This is a genomic window from Kitasatospora sp. NPDC058406 (genome assembly GCF_042722765.1).
GTDB lineage: Bacteria > Actinomycetota > Actinomycetes > Streptomycetales > Streptomycetaceae > Kitasatospora.
The window spans coordinates 1-3,704 of the sequence record NZ_JBHXKE010000433.1; the positions used below are offsets into that span (position 1 = coordinate 1).

At 70.2% G+C, this 3,704-nt stretch carries 4 protein-coding genes and 1 pseudogene; 3 read left to right on the top strand and 2 right to left on the bottom strand.

Annotated elements, in window-relative coordinates; genetic code table 11:
- A partial coding sequence (locus ACFWOG_RS40030; RefSeq protein WP_380364595.1) for a transposase occupies positions 1-700 on the top strand: 700 nt, incomplete at its 5' end.
- Positions 701-755: 55 nt separating this feature from the next.
- Positions 756-920: a transposase gene (locus tag ACFWOG_RS40035; protein ID WP_380364597.1), complete on the top strand. Its 165-nt coding sequence runs from the start codon at positions 756-758 to the stop codon at positions 918-920.
- Between the two features lie 230 nt (positions 921-1,150).
- Here the strand turns inward: ACFWOG_RS40035 and ACFWOG_RS40040 are convergent.
- Positions 1,151-1,573: pseudogene (locus ACFWOG_RS40040) on the bottom strand (transposase).
- Positions 1,574-1,708: 135 nt separating this feature from the next.
- On the opposite strand from ACFWOG_RS40040, the gene ACFWOG_RS40045 reads away from it, so the two are divergent.
- The gene (locus tag ACFWOG_RS40045; RefSeq protein WP_380364599.1) at positions 1,709-2,437 is read left to right on the top strand and encodes a GntR family transcriptional regulator; all 729 of its coding nucleotides are present in this window, start codon (positions 1,709-1,711) and stop codon (positions 2,435-2,437) included.
- Positions 2,438-2,466: 29 nt separating this feature from the next.
- Here the strand turns inward: ACFWOG_RS40045 and ACFWOG_RS40050 are convergent, their stop codons facing one another.
- Complete coding sequence (locus ACFWOG_RS40050; RefSeq protein ID WP_380364601.1) at positions 2,467-3,537, bottom strand: alcohol dehydrogenase catalytic domain-containing protein; 1,071 nt, start codon at positions 3,535-3,537, stop codon at positions 2,467-2,469.
- Positions 3,538-3,704: the final 167 nt, after the last annotated feature.

A 3,704-nucleotide genomic window follows, 5' to 3' on the forward strand; every position in this document is an offset into this window, starting at 1 on the left:
CGACGGCGAGGTCGAGGCAATCCGCGGACTGCGTGTCGTACGCGCCAGCGCCGTCAAGGCCCGCACCCAGACCATCAACCAGATCAAATCACTGATCATCACCGCGCCCGCCGCGGTACGCGAAGCACTGCGCTCACTGACCACCACCGAACTGGTCCGACGGCTGGCTGCCAGCCGTCCCGGCGCCGATCTCGCCGACCCGGCCACGGCTGTCAGACTGGCCCTCAAGCGCCTGGCCAGGCGCTACCGGCACTTGAACGAGGAGATAGCGGACGCGGACGCTGACCTGCGCGCCCTGATCGCCCGCACCGCTCCGGGCCTGCTCGCGCTGCAGGGCGTCGGGACCGAGACGGCCGGGCAGTTGCTGGTCACGGCCGGGGACAACCCCGACAGACTCGCTTCAGAGGCCTCCTTCGCCCACCTGTGCGCCGCCGCACCCGTGCCAGCCTCTTCCGGGCGCACCGACCGCCACCGGCTCAACCGTGGCGGAGACCGCCAGGCCAACCGCGCACTGCACACGATCGTGCTGGTCCGCATGCGCCACGACCCGCGCACCCGTGACTACGTCGCCCGGCGCACCCTCGAAGGACTCAAGACGAAGGACATCTTCAGGTGCCTCAAGCGCTTCGTCGCGCGCGAGGTCTACCACCACCTGACCAGCGCATCCAGAGGCACACCCGTTCCGTCTCCTACAGCTTGACGATCTATAGAAGCTTCAGAGTCAAGCTGATGGGCCGTGAGAAGGGAGCCTCTGTATGGCTGCACCGATGAAGTACCCGCCCGAGTTGCGGCAGCGAGCTGTTGCCGCGTACCGGGCCGCCGATCCGAAGCCGGTGATCCGGCAGATGGCCCGCGATCTCGGGGTGCACCACGAGGCCCTGCGGAACTGGATCCGCCAAGACGAGGCGGACCGGGGCTAGCGCGACGACCGGCTCACCACGGCCGCGAAGGAGGAGCTGGCCGCTCTACGCAAGGAGAACGCCGAGCTCCGCCGGTCCTGCGAGATCCTCAACGCCGCCCCAATACACGTCCATCAAGCTCACAACTCGCCTACTGAAAGCGGGAATCGAGCCGAGTATGGGAAGCGTGGGCGACTCCTACGACAGCGCCCTCACCGAGATCCCCGCGCCCTCTCGGCCTACTGAGGCTTTCAGGGTGGAGTCGGTGGGGTGAGTGGCAGGCCGGTGCCGGCCAGGCATCCATCGATGAGGGTGGGTCGAAGTTGGATGTGCCGTAGTCCGCGTCGGAGGGTGCGGGTGAGATGATCCGGATCGGCGAACGCGGTATTCGCTGTCGGGCCGCGACGCGGGAGTGACCAGATGCCCTCGACCGGATTGAGGTCCGGTGCAGATGGGGGCAGTTGGAAGACCGTGAGTCAGTCGTGCTTCGCCGCGTACTGCTTCATGCCGACGGCCAGGTGAGTGTTGAGATTGTCCCAGACCAGGACGATCGGGCCGCCGAGCTGAATATGTGCTCGGACGGCGAGGTCGCGGTAGTCGGTCCAGGCGAAGCTCTTGCGGGCTCCCTTGAGCGGCATGTGGAAGCGGGGCCGGTAGATCACCCTGCTGTTCATCTTTGCGCACCTCGGCCATTCGGTGGTGTCAGGTTTGCGGGGTGTCGTTTTCCACAGGCCAATCTGCATGGCGGGGAGATGTCATGACAGGGGTGGGTGCGACGGGCGGTCCGGGCCGCCTGTAGGGTCAGCCCCGTGAAGGAATCACTGCACGGTGTCGTCGCCGCCCAACTGCGTCAGCGGATCCGGAGCGGCTCGTTGAAGGTGGGCGAACTCCTGTCCTCGGAGGCGGAGTTGTGCGAGGAGTTCGGGGCCTCGCGCACGCCGGTGCGTCAGGCGTTGGCGACGCTCCGGGAGGAGGGACTGATCAGCGGGGGACAGGGACGGCGGTCGGTGGTGCTGGACGCGGTGCCGTCTCAGCCGTTCGAGTCGCTGCTTTCCTTCACCACCCGGGCTCGGCTGACCGGGCACAGCCCGGGGCAGCGGTTGCAGGAGATCGCGCTGCGCAGACCACAGGCGGCCGTCGCGGCGGCACTGGAGGTCGACACGGAGGCGCTGGTGGTGCAGTTGCTGCGGCTTCGGTTGCTGGACGACCGGCCGGCGATGCTGGAACGGATGACCTACACCGAGGCGGTGGGCCGTCCGCTCCTGGGCGCGGACCTGGACGCGGGCTCGATCTACGCGCTGTTGACCGAGAACGGAGTGGAGCTGGCCACGGCCCGGCACACCTTCGACGCGGTCGCCGCCGACGAGGTCGACGCGCAACTGCTGGAGGTCGAGGTGGGCGCACCGCTGCTGCGCGAGCGGCGGCTCACCACGGACGCCCAGGGGGTGCCGGTGGAGTGGTCCGAGGACCGTTACCGGCCGGACGTGGCGAACGTGACGGTCACCAACACCCGCTCCGCGCGCTCGGCGCAGCTCTAGGCGCCGGCCGCACCGCAGGACGGGCGCGGTCACCGGGAGTGCGGGGCGAGCGCCTGGCGCGGTGCGGTCCCGGTGCGAGCCGCTTCGACGGCGTCCTCGATCCGCTCCAGCGGGTGGGCTGCGGCGACCAGGGACGCGAACGGGTAGGTCTCGTGATGGGCCGCCAGGAAGCGGACGGCGGTGTCCAGGTCGGTGGGGCGGTAGTTGTGGACGCCGATGACGGTGTGCAGGCCGCGCACCAGGCGTTCGGGATCGAGGGCGACGGCCGGGCCGGGCGAGACGGAGCCGACCAGCACGGCCCGGCCGCCGACGCCGAGGGAGTCCAGGCAGCGCTGGACGGCGGCGGGCTGGCCGGAGAAGTCGAGGGCGACATCGGCCTCACCGACCTCCTCGGCGGTGTCGAAGGCGGCGCTCGCGCCGAACCGCAGCGCCTCGGCGCGCCGGGAGGGGTCGGGGTCGACCGCACACACCCGGGCGCCGGCGGCGGCGGCCATCGCCGTTGCGGTCAGACCGAGCATGCCCGCGCCGGTAATCAGGACCCGCTGCCCGGCCGGCTCGCCGGCGGCGAGGGCGGCGGCGACGGTGGCCGTGGCACAGGAGGCGGGGCTGGCGACCTCGTCGGGCAGGCCCGCGGGCACGGCGACGACAGCGGTGCCGGGCAGCACCACGCAGTGGGTCGCGAAGCCGCCGTTCAGTGGAGCGAGCGGGGACCACGGCTCGTGGCCGTACTTACGCAGGCTCAGGCACTTGTGCGGCAGGCCACGTTCGCACCGCTCGCACCGTCCGCATGAGGCGGCGACCGACCACACCACCCTCATCCCCTCCTCGACCGGCGTGCCGTCCACGCACCGCACACCGCCGGCACCCACGCCGACCACGGTGCCCACCTGCTCGTGGCCGAGCAGTGCGGGTACGGGCGAGGGGCGGCGGCCCTCGACCGTGTGCAGGTCGCTGCCGCAGACGGTGGCCAGGTCGATGCGCACCAGCAGTTCGCCGTGGCCGGGGGTGCGGGCCGTGGCGTCCTCCAGCAGGGAGAAGGGTTTGTCCACTCCCTCCCAACGGGCGAGGCGGACCGGGATCACGTCAGCAGATTCGTTCACCCGTCGAACTTGTCATGAAAGTGCACACTTATCAAGCACTTATCATGATAGGTTGGGTGAGGATCGGGTGAACCCCGGTGTTCCGCACCTCACCCCGATCTGGGGCCTCGGGCCGGTCGACGAGGGCTCGCTGATCGAGTACGTCGCCCGGCGGGCCGGGGTCGAGG